General features: G+C 75.3%; 16 protein-coding genes. 9 read left to right on the top strand and 7 right to left on the bottom strand.

Features of this window, described 5'->3' with window-relative positions:
* Nucleotides 1-19 precede the first annotated feature (19 nt).
* On the top strand, nucleotides 20-2,578 hold the full coding sequence (locus ACGFIZ_RS09565) for a GNAT family N-acetyltransferase (RefSeq protein WP_393417495.1): 2,559 nt from the start codon (nucleotides 20-22) through the stop codon (nucleotides 2,576-2,578).
* Nucleotides 2,579-2,704: 126 nt separating this feature from the next.
* On the opposite strand, the gene sigB is transcribed toward ACGFIZ_RS09565, so the two are convergent.
* Complete coding sequence (gene sigB / locus ACGFIZ_RS09560; RefSeq protein WP_393417493.1) at nucleotides 2,705-3,721, bottom strand: RNA polymerase sigma factor SigB; 1,017 nt, start codon at nucleotides 3,719-3,721, stop codon at nucleotides 2,705-2,707.
* A gap of 311 nt (nucleotides 3,722-4,032) precedes the next feature.
* On the opposite strand from sigB, the gene ACGFIZ_RS09555 reads away from it, so the two are divergent.
* Complete coding sequence (locus tag ACGFIZ_RS09555; protein ID WP_393417491.1) at nucleotides 4,033-4,821, top strand: sporulation protein; 789 nt, start codon at nucleotides 4,033-4,035, stop codon at nucleotides 4,819-4,821.
* Nucleotides 4,822-4,920: 99 nt separating this feature from the next.
* Here ACGFIZ_RS09555 and dtd read toward each other — a convergent pair whose 3' ends face one another.
* Complete coding sequence (gene dtd, locus ACGFIZ_RS09550; protein WP_393417489.1) at nucleotides 4,921-5,343, bottom strand: D-aminoacyl-tRNA deacylase; 423 nt, start codon at nucleotides 5,341-5,343, stop codon at nucleotides 4,921-4,923.
* Nucleotides 5,343-6,827, bottom strand: coding sequence for a methyltransferase (locus ACGFIZ_RS09545; RefSeq protein WP_393417487.1), 1,485 nt, complete (start codon nucleotides 6,825-6,827; stop codon nucleotides 5,343-5,345). Before ACGFIZ_RS09545 ends, dtd begins: the two co-directional genes overlap by 1 nt.
* Nucleotides 6,828-7,048: 221 nt before the next feature.
* On the opposite strand from ACGFIZ_RS09545, the gene ACGFIZ_RS09540 reads away from it, so the two are divergent.
* From ACGFIZ_RS09540 to ACGFIZ_RS09530, 3 genes are all read left to right on the top strand, one after another.
* Nucleotides 7,049-7,633, top strand: a complete 585-nt coding sequence (locus ACGFIZ_RS09540; protein WP_393417644.1) for an HhH-GPD-type base excision DNA repair protein — start codon at nucleotides 7,049-7,051, stop codon at nucleotides 7,631-7,633.
* A 259-nt stretch (nucleotides 7,634-7,892) separates the two neighbouring features.
* A complete protein-coding gene (locus ACGFIZ_RS09535) occupies nucleotides 7,893-8,162 on the top strand; it encodes a hypothetical protein (RefSeq protein ID WP_393417485.1) in 270 nt (89 codons plus the stop codon).
* On the top strand, nucleotides 8,162-9,085 hold the full coding sequence (locus ACGFIZ_RS09530; protein ID WP_393417483.1) for a hypothetical protein: 924 nt from the start codon (nucleotides 8,162-8,164) through the stop codon (nucleotides 9,083-9,085). The genes ACGFIZ_RS09535 and ACGFIZ_RS09530 overlap by 1 nt, the downstream gene beginning before the upstream one ends.
* Before the next feature lie 49 nt (nucleotides 9,086-9,134).
* Here the strand turns inward: ACGFIZ_RS09530 and ACGFIZ_RS09525 are convergent, their stop codons facing one another.
* A complete protein-coding gene (locus ACGFIZ_RS09525) occupies nucleotides 9,135-9,446 on the bottom strand; it encodes a hypothetical protein (RefSeq protein ID WP_393417481.1) in 312 nt (103 codons plus the stop codon).
* Nucleotides 9,436-9,747 (bottom strand): hypothetical protein, encoded by a 312-nt coding sequence (locus ACGFIZ_RS09520; protein ID WP_347667859.1) that lies wholly within the window; start codon nucleotides 9,745-9,747, stop codon nucleotides 9,436-9,438. Before ACGFIZ_RS09520 ends, ACGFIZ_RS09525 begins: the two co-directional genes overlap by 11 nt.
* A 96-nt stretch (nucleotides 9,748-9,843) precedes the next feature.
* Between ACGFIZ_RS09520 and ACGFIZ_RS09515 the strand changes: the two genes are divergently transcribed.
* Nucleotides 9,844-10,200, top strand: a complete 357-nt coding sequence (locus tag ACGFIZ_RS09515; protein ID WP_393417479.1) for a DUF3099 domain-containing protein — start codon at nucleotides 9,844-9,846, stop codon at nucleotides 10,198-10,200.
* Nucleotides 10,201-10,246: 46 nt separating this feature from the next.
* Here the strand turns inward: ACGFIZ_RS09515 and ACGFIZ_RS09510 are convergent, their stop codons facing one another.
* On the bottom strand, nucleotides 10,247-11,146 hold the full coding sequence (locus ACGFIZ_RS09510; RefSeq protein ID WP_393417477.1) for a carbohydrate kinase family protein: 900 nt from the start codon (nucleotides 11,144-11,146) through the stop codon (nucleotides 10,247-10,249).
* Complete coding sequence (locus tag ACGFIZ_RS09505; RefSeq protein ID WP_393417475.1) at nucleotides 11,143-12,075, bottom strand: pseudouridine-5'-phosphate glycosidase; 933 nt, start codon at nucleotides 12,073-12,075, stop codon at nucleotides 11,143-11,145. The genes ACGFIZ_RS09510 and ACGFIZ_RS09505 overlap by 4 nt, the downstream gene beginning before the upstream one ends.
* 87 nt (nucleotides 12,076-12,162) lie before the next feature.
* Between ACGFIZ_RS09505 and ACGFIZ_RS09500 the strand changes: the two genes are divergently transcribed.
* From ACGFIZ_RS09500 to ACGFIZ_RS09490, 3 genes are all read left to right on the top strand, one after another.
* Nucleotides 12,163-12,381: a DUF3039 domain-containing protein gene (locus ACGFIZ_RS09500; protein ID WP_091340497.1), complete on the top strand. Its 219-nt coding sequence runs from the start codon at nucleotides 12,163-12,165 to the stop codon at nucleotides 12,379-12,381.
* A 40-nt stretch (nucleotides 12,382-12,421) separates the two neighbouring features.
* Complete coding sequence (locus ACGFIZ_RS09495) at nucleotides 12,422-13,057, top strand: trimeric intracellular cation channel family protein (protein WP_393417472.1); 636 nt, start codon at nucleotides 12,422-12,424, stop codon at nucleotides 13,055-13,057.
* A 352-nt stretch (nucleotides 13,058-13,409) separates the two neighbouring features.
* Entirely contained in the window at nucleotides 13,410-15,140 is a 1,731-nt protein-coding gene (locus ACGFIZ_RS09490; protein ID WP_393417470.1) for a DEAD/DEAH box helicase, read from the top strand.
* Nucleotides 15,141-15,164: the final 24 nt, after the last annotated feature.

Raw genomic sequence — 15,164 nt, 5'->3', positions numbered from 1 at the left:
ACCGGCCTGGGGAGGACCGGTGACGACGGCGGACCAGCCGGTGGACGTGCTGCTCAGCGACGGTTCGACCGTCCAGCTGCGGCCGATCGGGCCGGACGACGCGCCGGGGATCGTGGCGATGCACGCCCGCTTCTCCGAGCGCACCCGCTACCTGCGCTACTTCTCGCCGTACCCGCGCATCCCGGAGCGGGACCTGGAGCGGTTCGTCAACGTCGACCACCGCGACCGGGAGGCGTTCGTGGTGCTGGCCGGCGGGCGGATCGTCGCCGTCGGCCGGTACGAGCGGCTCGGCCCGCAGGCGCCGGAGGCCGAGGTGGCGTTCGTGGTGGAGGACGCCTACCAGGGGCGGGGGATCGGCTCGGTGCTGCTGGAGCACCTGGCCGACGCCGCCCGCCGGGCCGGGATCGTGCACTTCGTCGCCGAGGTGCTCCCGGCCAACGGGGCGATGCAGCGGGTCTTCGCCGACTTCGGCTACCAGGTCCAGCGCCAGTACGCCGACGGCGTGGTGCACCTGGACTTCCCGATCGCCCCCACCGAGGCGACGCTGGAGGTGCAGCGCGGCCGGGAGCACCGCACCGAGGCCCGCTCCATCGCCCGGCTGCTCGCCCCCCGGGGCATCGCCGTCTACGGCGCGAGCGCCACCGGGCAGGGCGTCGGCGCGGCGCTGCTCGGGCACCTGCGCGACGCCGGCTTCACCGGGACGATCGTGCCGGTGCACCCGAGCGCGGCGACCGTGGCCGGGCTGCCGGCGTACCCGTCGGCGGCCGACGCGGGGGAGGCGATCGACCTGGCGGTCGTGGCCGTGGCCCCCGAGGCGGCCGGCGAGGTGGTGGCCGACGCGGCGGCGGCCGGGGCGCACGGCCTGGTGGTGATCTCCGCCGGCTTCGCCGAGGCGGGCGCGGAGGGCGCGGCCGCCCAGCGGGTGCTGGTCCGGGCGGCGCACGCCGCCGGCATGCGGGTCGTCGGCCCGAACTGCCTCGGCGTGGCCAACACCGACGAGCGGGTACGCCTCAACGCCACCCTCGCGCCGGTGCTGCCGGCCCGCGGCCGGGTCGGGATCTTCAGCCAGTCCGGCGCGTTCGGGACGGCCCTGCTCGCCGAGGCGTCCCGGCGCGGCCTCGGCCTGTCCAGCTTCGTCTCCGCCGGCAACCGGGCCGACGTCTCCGGCAACGACCTGCTCCAGTACTGGCAGGACGACCCGGCCACCGACGTGATCATGTTGTACCTGGAGACCTTCGGCAACCCGCGCAAGTTCGCCCGGCTGGCCCGGCGCATCGGACGGACCAAGCCCGTCGTGGCGCTCGCCTCGCCGGCCCGCCCGCCGGGGCTGGGCGGCGACCGGCCCGGCCCGGACGAGGTGGCGGTCCGCGCCCTGTTCGCCCACTCCGGCGTGATCCGGGTGGACACCGTCGCCGAACTGCTCGACGTCGGCGTGCTGCTGGCCCACCAGCCGCTGCCGCGCGGCCGGCGGGTCGGCGTCGTCGGCAACTCCTCGGCGCTGACCGGGCTGGCCGCCACCGCCTGCGCCGCGCAGGGGCTGACCGTGGCCGCCGGCTACCCGGCGGACGTGGGCCCGCGGGCGGGGGCCGCGGAGTTCGCCGCCGCGCTCGGCGCCGCCGCCGCCGACGACGGGGTGGACGCCCTGGTCGCGGTGTTCGCCCCGCCGCTGCCCGGGCAGCTCACCGACACCGAGGCCGACTTCACCGCCGCCCTGCCCGGGGCGCTGCGCGCCGGCAAGCCGACGGTGGCCACGTTCCTCGCCGGGCGCGTACCGGCCGGGGTGCCGGCGTACCCGAGCGTGGAGGAGGCGGTGCGGGCCCTGGGCCGGGTCGCCGCGTACGCCGACTGGCTGCGCCGCCCGACCGGCACGCTGCCCGACCTGCCCCGGATCGACCCCGCCGCCGGCCACGCCGCGCTGCGGGCCGACGGGTCGGACCCGGCCGGGCTGCTCGGGGCGTACGGGATCGACGTGGTGCCCTCCGTGCCGGTCCGCTCCGCCGACGAGGCGGCCGCCGCGGCGGCGACCCTCGGCTGGCCGGTGGCGCTGAAGGCCGCCGCCCCCGGGCTGCGGCACCGCCTCGACCTCGGGGCGGTACGCCTCGACCTGGCCGACGAGCCGGCGGTGCGCCGGGCGTACGCGGAGATGTCGGCGGTGTTCGGCGCGGACGTCCTCGTCCAGCCGATGGTCCCGCCCGGCGTGGCCTGCGTGGTGGAGCTGGTGGAGGACCCGGCGTTCGGGCCGGTGGTCGGCTTCGGCCTCGGCGGCGTCGCCACCGAGCTGCTCGGGGACCGGGCCTGGCGGGCGGTGCCGCTGACCGACACCGACGCCGCCGAGCTGGTCGACGAGCCGCGTGCGGCGCCGCTGCTGCGCGGGCACCGGGGCGCCGCCCCGGTGGACCGGGCGGCCCTGGCCGAGCTGCTGGTGCGCGTGGGGCGGCTCGCCGACGACCAGCCCCGCGTCCGGTCGCTCACCCTCAACCCGGTGCTGGCCCGCCCGGACGGCCTGTCCGTCCTGCACGCGACGGTCCGCACCGGCGTCGAGGGTGCCCGCCCCGACACCGGTCCCCGCCGCTTGTAAGGAAGGGCCCCTGCTCAACGCCTGCCGTAGAGAAGGGCGGCCCGCTCACCCTCCCGGTGTCGCGAGGGGCGCCACGAACGCGGCGGAGGGCCCGGCGAACCGCCGGGCCCTCCGTGTCCGCGCGCCTCAGCAGGCGTACGCCTCCAGGCGCTGCGCCCGCTCCGGGGAGCGCAGCTTGAGCAGCGTGACCTTCTCGATCTGCCGGATCCGCTCGCGGGACAGGCCGAACTCCCTGCCGACCTCGTCCAGGGTGCGCTGCCGGCCGTCGTCCAGGCCGAAGCGCAGCCGGATCACCGCCTGCTCCCGCTGCGACAGGGTGGCGAGCACGATGCGGACCTCGTCGCGCAGCTCGCCGTCGGCCGCGGCCTCGCCGGGCTCGGCGGCCGGGTCGACGGCGGCCACGAAGTCGCCGAGGGCGCTCTCGCCGTCCTCGCCGACGGCCTGGTCCAGGCTGACCGGCTCCCGGTCGTACGAGATCAGCTCGATGACCTGGAACTCCGGGACGTCCATCGCCTTGGCGACCTCCGCGACCGTGGGCTCCCGGCCCAGCGTGACCGCCAGCTCGCGGCGGGCCCGGACCATCCGGTTGACCTGCTCGACCATGTGCACCGGGATGCGGATGGTGCGGGCCTGGTCGGCCATGGCCCGGGTGATCGCCTGCCGGATCCACCAGGTGGCGTACGTGGAGAACTTGAAACCCTTGGTGTAGTCGAACTTCTCGACCGCCCGGATCAGGCCGAGGTTGCCCTCCTGGATCAGGTCCAGGAACGCCATCCCGCGGCCCGTGTACCGCTTGGCGATGCTGACCACGAGGCGCAGGTTCGCCTCCAGCAGGTGGTCCTTGGCGGTGCGGCCCTCCGCGACGATCAGCTCCAGGTCGGCGCGCAGTTCCGCGGAGACGGGGGTGCAGGTGGCGAGCTTCTCCTCGGCGAAGAGCCCGGCCTCGATCCGGCGGGCCAGCGCCACCTCCTGCTCGGCGGTGAGCAGCTTGGTGCGCCCGATGCCGTTGAGGTAGGCCCGGACCAGGTCCGTGGAGACGCCGCGCTCGTCGACCGCGTCGAGGTCGGCCAGGGTGTCAGTGCCGGGCTCGGCGTCGATGGCGACGGCCGGGCCGAACCGGTTATCGATCATCTGCTGGACCATCTCTGTCTCTCCCCGTCTCCACGTTGGTGCCGTGTCGCCGGCCCAGGGGCGCCGGTGACACACACTCTTCCAAGCGGGACGTGAAACGGGAGTGAGGCGATCGGGGACCCGACAGCGAAACCGGGCCTCGCGTTTGCCGGCCCCGGTTACCGTGCCAGCGGTCGGCCGCTCCGGTCCGGCCCGCACGGTCGGCCGCGGCAGGCCGGCACGCTCGGTCGGCCGCTCTGCGGGCCGGCCCCGATCAGTCGGCCGCGGCTGGCCGACCCGCACGGCCGGTGCACGCCGGCCCGGACAGGCAAGTGGAGGGTGTCGTGGTCTTCAAGCGACTCATGCAGGCGATGGGCGTGGGTGGCCCGTCGGTGGAAACGGTGCTGGCCAACCCGAACTGCCGCCCGGGCGGTCAGTTGGAGGGCACGATCCACGTCGTCGGCGGCGACCACCCGGTGGACGTCAGCTACGTCGCGCTGGGCCTGGTCACGCGGGTCGAGGTGGAGAGCGGCGACAACGAGTACGCGACCGACCAGGAGTTCGGCCGACGCCAGGTGACCACGGCGTTCCGGCTGGAGCCGGGGCAGCGGTACGACGTCCCGTTCCGCTTCGACGTCCCCTGGGAGACGCCGCTCACCGAGCTGTACGGGCACCACCTGCACGGGATGACCATGGGCCTGCGTACGGAGCTGGAGGTCGCCCGGGCCGTCGACAAGGGCGACCTGGACGCGGTGGCGGTGCACCCGCTGCCCGCCCAGGAGCAGCTGCTGGAGGCGCTGCTGCGGCTGGGCTTCCGGTTCGCGCGCGCCGACGTCGAGCGGGGGCACATCTACGGCGTACGGCAGAGCCTGCCGTTCTACCAGGAGATCGAGTTCCACCCGGCGCCCCAGTACGCCCGCGCGATCAACCAGCTGGAGGTCACCTTCGTGACCGACCCGCAGCAGGTGCAGGTGGTGCTGGAGATCGACAAGCGGGGCGGGGTGTTCACCGAGGGGCGGGACGCGTTCGGCCGCTTCACGGTGGACCACGCCACCGTGGGGAACACGGACTGGGCCGCCCAGCTGGACGCCTGGCTCCGCCAGTCCATCCAACGCCGCGGCCTGTTCTTCTGACCCCTGTTCGTTGATCATGGAGTTGGCGGCGGTGTGGATCTCCACAACTGCCGCCAACTCCATGATCACCGGGGCGATCCCGACGGGTGGGGAGGCGCGTCAGAGGTCCAGGAGGATCGTGCAGGGGCCCACGTTGACGCTCTCGACCAGCATGTGGGTGCGGAAGCGGCCCGTCTCGACCTTCGCGCCGCGCTCGCGCAGCGCCTCGACCACCGCCCTGACCAGGGGTTCCGCCGCCTCGGCGGGGGCGGCCGCCAGCCAACTGGGCCGCCTGCCCTTGCGGGTGTCGCCGTAGAGGGTGAACTGGCTGACCACCAGGATCGGGGCGCCGGTCTCCGCCGCGCTGCGCTCGTCGTCCAGGATGCGCAGCTCGTGGATCTTGCGGGCCATGGTCCGCGCGGTCTCGGGGGTGTCGGTGTGGGTCACCCCGAGCAGCACCAGCAGGCCGTCGGCGACGGCGCCGACCACCTCGTCGTCGACCGTGACGCTGGCCCGGCCGACCGTCTGCACCACCGCCCGCATCAGTCGGCCACCGGCTCGACGATCCCGCGCTCCACCAGGTGCGCCACGATCGGGCCGGCCGCCTCGGCCAGCTCGTCGACCGCCACCTCGTGCGCCGCCGACAGCAGGGTGAGCTGGTCGCGCAGCGGCAGCCGGCCGTCCGCGCCGCCGACCAGGGCCAGCACCAGGGGGTCGATCTCCTCCGTCCAGCGCAGCCCGTGCGGCATGGCGAGGACCTGCCGGTCCACCGCCCAGCCCTCCTCGCCCATGGTCGCCTCCTGCCGCAGTTGCAGCCCCTCGGCGGCCCGGTAGCGCGCGGCGAGCAGCCCGTCGATGTCGCGTACCCGCAGCCAGTCCTGGCGGTCGAACCAGGCGGCGATCCGGTCGCCCATCGGCGGCTCCACCCGCTGCCGCAGGTCCTCCACCCGCACCACCGGATCGGCGTGGCCGGCGTTGCGCAGCGACACGATGCCGAAGCCGATCGCCTCGACCTTGTGCGCGTCGAACCAGTCCAGCCAGGCGGCCATCCGCTGCGGGTCGGCGGCCTCGCCGACGTCGGTCAGCCACAGGTTCACGTACGCCATGGGGTCGGCCACCTCGCGCTGGATCACCCAGGCGTCCAGGCCCGTGCCGGCGAACCAGCCCGCCACCCGCTCGCCCCAGTCCTCGCCGGCGACGTGCACCCAGTTCGCCAGGTACTGCATGGTGCCGCCCTCGGTGAGCAGGCCCGGGGCGGCGGCGGCCAGCTCGGCGCCGATCGCGTCCCCGACCCGGCCGGAGTCGCGGTAGACGTGCGTGGTGGTGCCCGGGCCGACCACGAACGGCGGGTTGCTCACCACCAGGTCGAACCGGCGACCGGCCACCGGGGCGACCAGGTCGCCGCGCAGCAGCTCCCAGTCCCGGCCGTTGAGGGCGGCGGTGGTGGCGGCGAAGCGCAGCGCCCGCTCGGAGACGTCGGTGGCGGTGACCCGGGTCGCGTGGGTGGACAGGTGCAGCGCCTGCACCCCCGAGCCGGTGCCGAGGTCCAGCGCCGTCTCGACCTGGTCGCGGACCGTCGCCCCGATCAGCGTCTGGGTCGCCCCGCCGATGCCGAGGACGTGCTCGGCGTGCAGCGGCCGGCCCGGCCGGGCGCTGGCCGGCACGTCGGCGAGCACCCACCAGTCGTCCCCGTACGGCTCCAGGTCGACGCCGGCGCGCAGGCCGTCGCCGTGCCGCTCGACCAGGCCCCCGGCCAGCGCCTCGTCCACGGTCAACGGGGCGAGCGCGGCGGCCACCACGTCCTCGCGCTCGGTCTGGTCGCAGATGAAGACGCGGATCAGCGTGCCGAGCGGCTCGCGGTCCTCGGTGGCGCGCAGCGCGGCCCGGAAGTCGTTGCGGGCCACCCCGCCGGTGGCCTGGGGGCCCAGCCGGGCGGCGATCCCGTTGGCGGTGTACCCGGCGCCGGCCAGCGCGGTCCGCAGCGCCTCGACGCCGGCGGGGGAGAGCAGCATGTCGTGTCCGTCCACGTCGCCATCCTGCCCTCCGCCGCCCGGCGGCCCGCCACCGCCGTGCCGGAATCAGCCCGGGAAGTCGGCGCCGCAGTGCCGGGATCACCCCGGGAGCCCGGCGCCGCAGTGGCGGGATCACCCCGGGAGCCGGCCCGAGCGGTCCAGCGGTGGCCGGGTGGCCGCAGCCGACCGGCGGGTACCGGGGAGTCGGCGGGGTCGTCGGGCGGCCGGCGGGCAGGATGGACGGCATGACGCTCTCGCTGCCCATCGACCCCGAGGCCAACCGGCTGTTGCAGCGCGACCCCCTCGCCCTGCTCGTCGGCATGGTGCTCGACCAGCAGGTGCCCATGGAGAAGGCGTTCTCCTCGCCGTACGTGCTGGCGAGCCGGCTCGGCCACGAGCCGGACGCCCGGGAGTTGGCCGCGTTCGACCCGGAGGCGCTGGTCGAGGTCTTCGCCCGGCCGCCGGCCCTGCACCGGTTCCCGAAGGCGATGGCGGCCCGGGTGCAGGAGGTGTGCCGGACCCTGGTGGACACCTACGACGGGGACCCCACCCGGCTGTGGGCCGACGCCGCCGACGGCCGGGAACTGCTGTCCCGGATCGCCGCCCTGCCCGGATTCGGCCGGCAGAAGGCGCAGATCTTCCTGGCGCTGCTCGGCAAGCGGTTCGGTGTGACCCCGGACGGCTGGCGGGAGGCGGCCGGCGGGTACGGCGAGGAGGGCGCGTACCGGTCGGTGGCCGACGTCACCGACCGGGAGTCGCTGGGCCGGGTCCGGGAGTACAAGCAGCGGATGAAGGCGGAGGCGAAGGCCGCCAAGGGCTGACGCGACCGGCCCCGCCCGGGCCCGTCGGGCTGGCGGCGACGGCTGACCGGACGGAGCTACCGATCAGCGGCCTGACGTGGCATTCTGCAACCAGAGCAGCGGGAATCGGACGACGCCGGTCCCGCCGCAACGGCGCAGCGGGTGGTCGTCCGGCACACGGCGGCACGGGCCTGCCGGCCGGGTGCGCCCCATCACGGGTGTCCCGCCGCTGGTCCCGTTCCTGACGGGCTCCGGCCCGTAGCCGCCCCCGGAGGGCACCATGGCGAACCCCGTCATCCGATCGATCACCGCCACCCCGAGCACGCTCCAACCCGGCCAGTCGGCCCAGGTGGTGATCGACGCGTACGACCCAGACGCCCGCACCGTGACCGTCACCGGGAAGGTGACCGACGTGGGCGGGCACGTGGCGACAGCCACCACCATCCTGACGGTGGGGGACCCGCTGAAGTACGAGCTGACCACCACCGACCCGGCCGTGACGATCGTCGCCGACCCGGCCGCGCCGGGACGCTTCTCGGTCCGGGTCTGATGGCCACCCGTACGGTCGCCCTGACCGCGCGGGTGCGCGACGCGGCGGGGAACGCCACCACGAGCACGACCACCCTGACGGTCCAGACGCCTCTGGCCCTGGGCTGGTGCCCGCCGCAGAGCTCGGTCGCCTCCGTGCAGGCGATGCTCGCCCGGTATCCCCGGCCCCGGTCGATGCGGCTGTACTCGGGGGCGGGCGCCGGGCTGGAGCCCTGGTCGTCGGGGGTGCTCGCCCAGGTGCCGGCCGACTGCGCCGTGCACTACAGCTTCAAGGACTGGGCGTCGGCAACGTCCCCGGCCGCGATCCGGGACTGGCTCTCGGCGCGGCCCGCCGCCCGCCGGCAGGTGGTGGACCTGGTGACCCTCGACCACGAGCCGGAGCAGCAGAACGGCGACGACCCGACCCCGGCGGCGTACCGGCAGGAGTGGCAGGAGCTGGTCGCGGCGCTGGCCGGGCACGCCCGGCGCCGGGAGGTCTGGCTGGTCCCGGTGTTCACCGAGTACTACGCCCGGCGTACCGCCACCTGGTGGGCGGACTTCGGGGTGGTGTCGAGCTACGCCGGGGTCGACGCGGTCGGCTTCGACATCTACGACGCCGGCTACGAGCGGTACCGCACCCCGGTCGAGCGCAACGACTTCGCGCTCGCCCAGGCGCGGCGGGTGGGCCGCCCGCTGGTCGTCCCCGAGTGGGGGATCAAGCGCAAACCCACGCTGGACAACGGCGCCGCGTACGACCCGAACGGGGCGCTGTGCGCGCAGGCGATGCGGGACAACATGGCCCACCTGCGGGCGCAGCCCGACGTGCCGTACGTCGAGTGGTTCTACCGGGGCGACTGCAACCTCGACGCCACGCTGACGTACCCGTCGGGGCAGACGTACGTGCGCGACGCCGAGCGGGCCGCGTTCGTGCAGCTGACGGCGTGAGGACGCCACCGCCTGGGGCAGGCCGGGCGGCAACCCGGCCGGTGCGGGCTCAGGCGGCGGTGGGGCGGGACAGGGCGGCGAGGGCCCGCCGGACGTCGGCCAGCGACACGGTTGCCGAGTCGTCCAGCTCGGCCAGGCCGGCCTCGATCCACTGCCGCATCAGGGTGGTCACCCCGATGCCCCGGGCCTCGGCGGCCGCCCGCACCCGCTCGTACGTGTCCAGGGGCAGCCGGACCGAGCGGCTGACCATCGGCACGTCCGTGTCGGGGGTGGGCAGCTCCACCGGCTGGGTCTCGTCGATCAGCTCCGCGATCCGGTCGCCGCCGCTGTGGAACTGCTTGGTCGCGTCGTTACGGTTCATCGTCACCGCCTCCTCGTCGGCGAGTCCTCCGCACGGCCTCGTCGTAGCGCTTGGCCTCCACGTCGCTCAGCTCGCGGGCGGAGAGGATGTCCCAGTCGTTGTCGGTGCCGTCGGCCTCGGCGAGCAGCACGGCCAGCCGGCGGCCGCGGCGCGCGGTGGCGTAGACGACCATCACGTCGTCGCCCAGGTGCCGGATGACCCGCCGCGTGCTGTGCAGGGCCTCCCAGACTTCCCCGGGGGTGACGTCGTAGACGCGCAGGTTGGCCAACGCCTCGTCGGTGAAGCTGAACCGGCTGCCCACGGGCGGAGCGTACCACGGGCGTAACACGAAGCCGGATTCTCGCCGATCAACCGCGCGAGGTGACAGGATGGGCCTGATCCCTCTTGGAGGTCCGTGGTGAAACGTCAGGCGTACCAACCGATCCTGATCACCGACGCGGCGCGCAGCCAGGACGACCAGCTGACCAGCCGGCAGCGGCGCTACGTCCTGATGATGGGCATCCGGGTGGCCTGCCTGATCGTCGGCGCGGTCCTGGTGAGCGTGCGGCCGCCCCTGCTCTGGCTCTGGCTGTCGCTGTGCGCCCTCGGCATGGTGCTCATCCCGTGGCTCGCGGTGCTGCTGGCCAACGACCGGCCGCCGAAGGAGCGGCACCGGCTGGGCAACCGGTTCCAGCCCCGCAGCCGGGACGAGGCCCCGCCGATGAGCCTGACGGCCGAGGAGCGCCCGCACCCGGTCATCGACGCCGAGCCCTGACCGTCGGCCGGGCGGTCGCCGGGCAACCCCACGCGGGCGCCCGCCGTCACCCGGCGGGGCGGGCGCCGACCATCGAGACGGCCAGGGCGCCCAGGTCCCCGGCCCGGCCCAGCGCCGCGCGCGGCTCGGCTCCGTCCAACCAGGCCGTCAGCAGCCCGGCGGCGAACGCGTCCCCGGCCCCCGTGACGTCCACCACCGCCACCCGCCGCGCCGGCGCGACGCTGAGCGTGGCCGCCCGGTCCGCCCAGACCGCCCCGGCCGCGCCCCGCTTGACCACCACCCGCCGGGCCGCCGCCGACAGGGCCCGAGCCTGCGCCGCCGGGTCCAGCCCGCCGGCCAGCACGGCCGCCTCGTCGGCGTTGACCAGCAGCAGGTCCACGTCGCGTACCCAGCTCAGGAACGCCGCGGCGCCGACCCGCCGCAGCGGTGCCGCGGACGCCGCGTCGACGCTGGTGGTCAGCCCGGCTCCGCGCGCCGCGGCCAGCGCCCGCAGCCCGGCCTCCCGCGACCCGGCGTCGAGCAGGGGGTACGCGGACAGGTGCAGGTGCCGGGCGGCGGGCGCCCCGGCCAGGGCGGCCTCGACGTGCCCGGCGGTCAGCCGGAGGTTCGCCCCGCGCTCGGTGACCATCGTGCGCTCCCCGTCGCCGGTGAGCACGATCACGGTGCCCGTGGCGCAGCCCGGATGGCGCTCGATCGCGCAGTCGACGCCGACCCGCTCCAGCTCGGCCACCCGGTCGCGCCCCGCGTCGTCGTCGCCGACCGCGCCGACCATCGTCACCGCCGCGCCCTGCGCGGCGAGCCAGGCGGCGGTGTTGGCCGCCTGACCCCCGCCGCTGACCCGGATCGTGGCCGGGGTGTCCGAGCCCGTGGCGAGCGGCGCGCCCAGCACCGCCACCACGTCGGTGATCAGGTCGCCGACGACGACGATCCGGGAGCGACCGGTCATGCGGCGGAGGCGGCGCGGCCCGCCGCGGCGACCGCGATCCGGGCCGCGAGGTCGGCGTTGCGCAGGATGATCCGCACGTTCACCGCGAGGCTGGCGCCCTCGGTGGCGGAGTGGAAGTGCGCCAGCAGGTACGGCGTCACGGCCTTGCCGGTCACCCCGTCGCGCTCCAGCCGGGCGAGACCCTCGGCGAGGGTCCGGTCGTGCAGGGCCGGGTCGAGCTGCTCGTCGACCGGCAGCGGGTTGGCCACGATCAGCCCACCGTCCTGCACCCCGTGGGCGGCCCGGGCGGCCAGCACCTCGGCCACCTGCTCGGGCGAGTCGACGGACCAGTCGAGGTCGAAGCCGGCGTCGGTGAGGTAGAAGCCGGGGAACCGGCGGGTGCGGTAGCCGACGACGGCGACGCCGAGGGTCTCCAGCCGTTCGAGGGTCGCCCCGACGTCGAGGATCGACTTGACCCCGGCGCACACCACCGCGATCGGGGTCCGGGCCAGGGTGACCAGGTCGGCGGACTCGTCGAACGTGCGCGCAGCCTCGCGGTGCACGCCGCCGAGGCCGCCGGTGGCGAACACGCCGATCCCGGCGGCGGCGGCCACGGCGCTGGTCGCGGCGACCGTGGTCGCGCCGTCCGCGCCGGTGGCGGCGGCCACCGCGAGGTCGCGTACGGAGAGCTTGGCCACCCCGTCGACGGTGGCGAGCCGGGTCAGCTCCGCATCGTCGAGCCCCACCACGAGCCGGCCGCCGACCATGCCGATGGTCGCCGGGACCGCCCCGGCGTCGCGCACGGCCTGCTCGATCTGCCGGGCGACCCGCAGGTTGTCGGGCCGGGGGAGGCCGTGCGAGACGATGGTGCTCTCCAGGGCGACGACCGGGCGCCGGTCGCGCAGGGCGTCGGTCACCTCGGCCCCGAGACGGATGTGCAGGTTGGTCACTTCCGTTACGGTACGGCCCGCCGGGAGGCGGCCTCCGTTGGACCCTGTCCCGCTGGCCTGCCAAACTGGAGATTTGGAGGTGCAGAAGTGAGCACACAGGTTCTCGAACGCCCGGAGCTGAAGGACGCCGACACCGGCCCCGAGATGTTCCACTACGTGCGCAAGGACAAGATCGCCGAGAGCGCGGTCATGGGCACGTTCGTCGTCGCGCTGTGCGGGGAGACCTTCCCGGTGACCAAGGCGGCCAAGCCCGGCTCCCCGGTCTGCCCCAAGTGCAAGGAGATCTACGACTCCTGGGCCGAGTGATCCCCCGGCGGCCCTCAGGCCGCCCGCGTAACCTGCGGCGGTGACCACCTCCACCGCCCTGCTCCTCGCCGACCTGGCCGGGGTGGCCGTGTTCGCCGCCTCCGGCGCCTCCGCGGCGGTGGCCAAGCGGCTCGACCTGTTCGGGGTCGTGTTCGTCGGGTTCGTCGCCGCGCTCGGCGGCGGGATCGTCCGCGACCTGGTGATCGACGAGGTGCCCCCGCTGGCCTTCGCCGACTGGCGGTACGCCGTCACCGCCGCCGTCACGGCCGCCGCCGTGTTCTGGCTGCACCCCCAGTACGCCCGGCTGCGCACCACCGTGCTGGTGCTGGACGCGGCCGGGCTGGGGCTGTTCACGGTCACCGGCACGCTCAAGGCGCTCGACGCCCGGGTGCCGGCGGTCGGCGCCTGCCTCATCGGCATGCTCACCGCGATCGGCGGCGGGCTCGGCCGGGACCTGCTCACCGCCGAGATCCCGATCGTGCTGCGCCGGGAGATCTACGCGATGGCCGCCCTGGCCGGCTCGGTCGCCGTCGCCGCGCTGGACGCGTACGGGCACGCCAACGCGGCCTGGCTGACCGCGGCGGCGGCGTTCGTCTTCGCGGTGCGCCTGGTCTCGCTGCGCCGGCGCTGGTCCGCGCCGGTCCCCGCCCTGCACCCGCCGCGCCCCGGCCCCTGACCGGGGGGATTTGCGCCGCACACCGGCCCCTGACCGGGGGGATTTGCGCCGCACACCGGCCCCTGACCGGGGGGATTTGCGCCGCACACCGGCGCCTGACCGGGGGGATTTGCGCCGCACACCGGCGCCTGACCGGGGGATTCGCGGACGGGCGGCCAGGGTACGGAGGCGACCAGCGTGGCGTCGCCTGGGCCGGCCGCCACGCGCTGGTTATGCTGAGTCGGCCTTCGCGGCACCGGATGCGCGAGGGCATTTTCATGGGTGAGATCCCGCCACCCGGGCGGCCGGCACGACGGCACCCGCGGCCCTCGGCCGGGGTCCGCCCTCGTGCGGTCGGAGAGGAGCCTGACGCGTGGCAGCCCGGACGCCGGTGCTCGAGACGTTCCCGCCCCTGCGCGCCTGGCAACGCAAGGCGCTGGTGGAGTACCTGCGACGGCGTACGGAGGACTTCACCGCGGTCGCCACCCCCGGCGCCGGCAAGACCACCTTCGCCCTGCGGATCGCCGCCGAGCTGCTCGCCGACGGCACGGTGGAGGCGGTCACGGTGGTCGCCCCCACCGAGCACCTCAAGACGCAGTGGGCCGAGTCGGCCGCCCGGGTCGGCATCCAGCTCGACGCCGCGTTCCGCAACGCCGACCTGCACTCCTCGGCCGACTTCCACGGCGCCGTGGTCACCTACGCCCAGGTCGGCATGGCGCCGCAGGTGCACCGCCGGCGCACCATGACCCGGCGCACCCTGGTCATCCTCGACGAGATCCACCACGCCGGCGACTCGCGCACCTGGGGCGACGGCGTGAAGGCGGCGTTCGAGCCCGCCGTACGCCGGCTGATGCTCACCGGCACCCCGTTCCGCTCCGACGACAACCCGATCCCGTTCGTCACGTACGAGCGGGGCGGCGACGGGCTGCTGCGTTCCCGCGCCGACGCCGTCTACGGGTACGCCGACGCGCTGCGCGACAGCGTGGTGCGGCCGGTGCTGTTCCTGGCGTACTCCGGGGAGACCCGGTGGCGGACCAACGCCGGCGACGAGCTGGCCGCCCGGCTGGGCGAGCCGATGACGCAGGACCTGATCGCCCAGGCGTGGCGTACCGCGCTGGACCCGGCCGGGGACTGGATGCCGCAGGTGCTGCGGGCCGCCGACGCCCGGCTGAGCGTGCTGCGCGAGGCGGGCATGTCCGACGCGGGTGGCCTGGTCATCGCCAGCGACCAGCAGAACGCCCGCTCGTACGCGAAGCTGATCGAGCGGGTGACCGGCGAGAAGGCCGTGGTGGTGCTCTCGGACGACCAGGGCGCCTCCGCGCGGATCGCGGCGTTCGCGGCGTCCGACCAGCGGTGGCTGGTCGCGGTCCGGATGGTCTCCGAGGGCGTGGACATCCCCCGGCTGGCCGTCGGCGTCTACGCGACGAGCGCCAGCACGCCGCTGTACTTCGCCCAGGCGATCGGCCGGTTCGTCCGGGCCCGCCGCCCGGGGGAGACCGCCTCGGTGTTCCTGCCGAGCGTGCCGCACCTGCTCGGCCTGGCCAGCGAGATGGAGGCCGAGCGCGACCACGTGCTCGGCAAGCCGAAGGACGACGGCTTCGACGACGGGCTGCTGGAGCGCGCCCAGCGCGACGAGCAGGCCAGCGGCGAGCTGGAGAAGCGGTTCACCGCCCTGTCGGCCACGGCCGAGCTGGACCAGGTGATCTTCGACGGGGCGTCCTTCGGCACGGCCGCCCAGGCCGGCACGCCGGAGGAGCAGGAGTACCTGGGCCTGCCCGGCCTGCTCACCGCCGACGAGGTCGCACTGCTGCTCAACAAGCGGCAGGCCGAGCAGTTGGCCGCCCAGCGCCGCCGGGCCGCCCTACGGGCCGCCGAGCCGGCCGCTGCGGCCCCGGCGGCGCCGCCCGCGCCGATGAGCGCCGCACAGCGCCGGGTGGCGCTCCGGCGGCAGCTGAACGCTCTCGTGGCCGCCCGGCACCACCGCACCGGACTGCCGCACGGCAAGATCCACGCCGAGTTGCGCCGCCTGTGCGGCGGCCCGCCGAGCGCCCAGGCGACGATCGAGCAACTCGAGGAACGTATCGCCACGGTCCAGACGCTCTGATTCCACTCGATGTCGGCGACATGG

Origin of the sequence: Micromonospora sp. NPDC048830 (assembly GCF_043198215.1) — a bacterium.
Taxonomy (GTDB): domain Bacteria; phylum Actinomycetota; class Actinomycetes; order Mycobacteriales; family Micromonosporaceae; genus Micromonospora.
Note: the sequence above shows the minus strand (reverse complement) of the source record. Positions and strands in the feature narration are given on the sequence as shown.

What these genes read in the sequence shown, in the direction of transcription:
- sigB (WP_393417493.1), bottom strand. Translation starts at nt 3,721, where the DNA reads ATGGTCCAGCAGATGATCGATAACCGGTTCGGCCCGGCCGTCGCCATC.
- dtd (WP_393417489.1), bottom strand. Translation starts at nt 5,343, where the DNA reads ATGCGGGCGGTGGTGCAGACGGTCGGCCGGGCCAGCGTCACGGTCGAC.
- ACGFIZ_RS09540 (WP_393417644.1), top strand. Translation starts at nt 7,049, where the DNA reads ATGGACGGCATGACGCTCTCGCTGCCCATCGACCCCGAGGCCAACCGG.
- ACGFIZ_RS09535 (WP_393417485.1), top strand. Translation starts at nt 7,893, where the DNA reads ATGGCGAACCCCGTCATCCGATCGATCACCGCCACCCCGAGCACGCTC.
- ACGFIZ_RS09530 (WP_393417483.1), top strand. Translation starts at nt 8,162, where the DNA reads ATGGCCACCCGTACGGTCGCCCTGACCGCGCGGGTGCGCGACGCGGCG.
- ACGFIZ_RS09525 (WP_393417481.1), bottom strand. Translation starts at nt 9,446, where the DNA reads ATGAACCGTAACGACGCGACCAAGCAGTTCCACAGCGGCGGCGACCGG.
- ACGFIZ_RS09510 (WP_393417477.1), bottom strand. Translation starts at nt 11,146, where the DNA reads ATGACCGGTCGCTCCCGGATCGTCGTCGTCGGCGACCTGATCACCGAC.